Source organism: Clostridiales bacterium (assembly GCA_012512255.1).
Classification (GTDB): domain Bacteria; phylum Bacillota; class Clostridia; order Christensenellales; family DUVY01; genus DUVY01.
Genome location: JAAZDJ010000050.1, coordinates 1 through 2044, shown reverse-complemented (window position 1 = coordinate 2044; position 2044 = coordinate 1). Strand labels below are relative to the sequence as shown.

Below are 2044 nucleotides of genomic sequence, written 5' to 3'. Positions count from 1 at the left end.
TAATCAACAACTACCTCAACAACGCGGTAAGCCATATTGACGAAAACAAGCAAATGGTAATAATCGGCAAAACCTTAGACCAGGATTATTACAGGGTGTCCGTGTTTAACAGCGGCAAGCATATATCCGAGGACGACTTAGAAAAAATTTGGATTCCTTTTTATAAGTCCGACAAGGCCCGAAGCAGAAGCGAAGGCAGGTATGGGATAGGATTAAGCATAGTCAAGGCGATTATGGATTTGCACCAAGGCAAGTGCGGCGTCAATAATGTCCCTTACGGCGTGGAATTTTATTTTGATATCCCGCTTGAGCAAACAAAAAGCAATAGTAATAATCCATAAGATTGTCAAATATAAACAATATAATATAAATACTTGTCTTAGGAGTTTTAAATTAAATGTCTTTAAAAACAAGCCAAAAGCCTTTTTTTGTTCCCGATAACGAGCAAAACATAAAACCCGATAAGGATAGCCAACAAACCGATCAAAAATTTGAGATAAACTTTACCAAACACAAAAAATGCGAAACGGTCTTGAGCCTAAAAAACCTCACCAAGCGCTATGGCAATAGGGTCGCGGTGGATAATATTTCGTTGGATGTTTATAGCGGCGAAGTTTTCGGGTTTTTGGGCCCCAACGGCGCGGGCAAAACCACCACCATTAGAATGATCGCCGGCCTTGCCAGCATAACGGAGGGCGAGGTTTCTATCTGCGGGCATTCCATAAAAAAGGATTTCAAAAAGGCCGTTTCGCTCATCGGCGGCATAATAGAAAACCCCGAAATGTATAAGTATATGACGGGATGGCAAAACCTCAAATATTACGCTTCGCTTTACGGCGATAAAATTAGCGACGAGCAAATTATGAATGTGGTCAGGCTTGTCAAAATGGAAAACCGCATTCACGAAAAAGTAAAGCGATATTCGCTGGGGATGCGGCAGCGGATAGGCATCGCCCAAAGCTTGCTGCACAACCCCCGATTGCTTATCTTGGACGAACCCACAAACGGGCTAGACCCCGCGGGCATCCGCGAGATGCGGGACTTTTTGAAAATGCTGGCGCACGAATACGGCATAGCCATATTCATATCAAGCCATATTTTGACCGAAATGCAGCTTATGTGCGACAGGGTGGCGATTATTTATAAGGGCAAGCTTGTCGCTATAAAAACTGTAGACGAATGGACGCGTCCCCAAAACAATATCCTGAAGATAAAACTCAGCGTTCCGCCTTTGCAAAAAAACAAGGCGATTAATGTCTTACAAAGCGCTTTTGGGTGCGAGATACAAACCAACCAAAACCTTATTGTCTTTTCTTTGCCCGAAGACCAATTACCCAAAGTTTCGTTGGAGCTTGCCGCGCATAATATCGGCATTGTTTTTATGTCTTTGGGCGAAAAATCTTTGGAAGAGACTTTTTTGGAGCTTACCAGCGTTCATGGAACGGAAATTTCATAATATATTGGAGATTGTCTAAAAAATGAAAAGCTTATTAAAACTTATAAAAAGCGAATTATATAAACTTATAAAAAGCAACACTTTGTATGTTATGACAGGGCTTCTTACGGCAGTCATCCTTTTGATGACTTGGATATACGCCGAGCAAGAAAAAAATGTTACCTACGCGCTGGAATGGCTGCTGGGCAACGCCTTGTCAACCGATTCTTTTGATATAATTGACGGCGAATTGGACGAGTTAAAAGACGCTGGCATAGACACGACCGAGCTTGACAATTTCGCTAAGCAATTAGAAGACAAACCCGAAATCAAGCTTATGCTGCTGGGAGTAGAGCCGTCGCTGTTCAGAGCTTTTGCCAGCCAGTCCGACGGCGCGGGCGAGGTTTTCAAAGATTATATATCTTTTTCAAGCGTCCAAGAAATGCTCTATTACGATTATTTCCGTTCGCTGTATTACGATTATCAATTTAAATATTATTTAAACAAAGATATCCTCAACTACATAAAACAATCCAATTATAATGTTTCTTTTTCGGATTATATTATCAATAAGTCAATGAAGGATTTATTTGCAAGCTATGAAGACCT

At 41.3% G+C, this 2044-nt stretch carries 3 protein-coding genes; all 3 read left to right on the top strand.

The genetic code is table 11. The features are described from left to right. Positions 1-341, top strand: a 341-nt coding sequence (locus GX756_02535) for an ATP-binding protein (protein NLC16735.1), incomplete at its 5' end; no start/stop codon positions are given. Positions 342-397: 56 nt separating this feature from the next. Beyond that, complete coding sequence (locus GX756_02530; GenBank protein ID NLC16734.1) at positions 398-1456, top strand: ABC transporter ATP-binding protein; 1059 nt, start codon at positions 398-400, stop codon at positions 1454-1456. 22 nt (positions 1457-1478) lie between these two features. After that, the coding region (locus tag GX756_02525; protein NLC16733.1) for a hypothetical protein at positions 1479-2044 on the top strand (566 nt) is incomplete at its 3' end.

Excerpts from the sequence above, each read along its gene's own strand:
- GX756_02530 (NLC16734.1), top strand. The coding sequence starts at position 398 with ATGTCTTTAAAAACAAGCCAAAAGCCTTTTTTTGTTCCCGATAACGAG.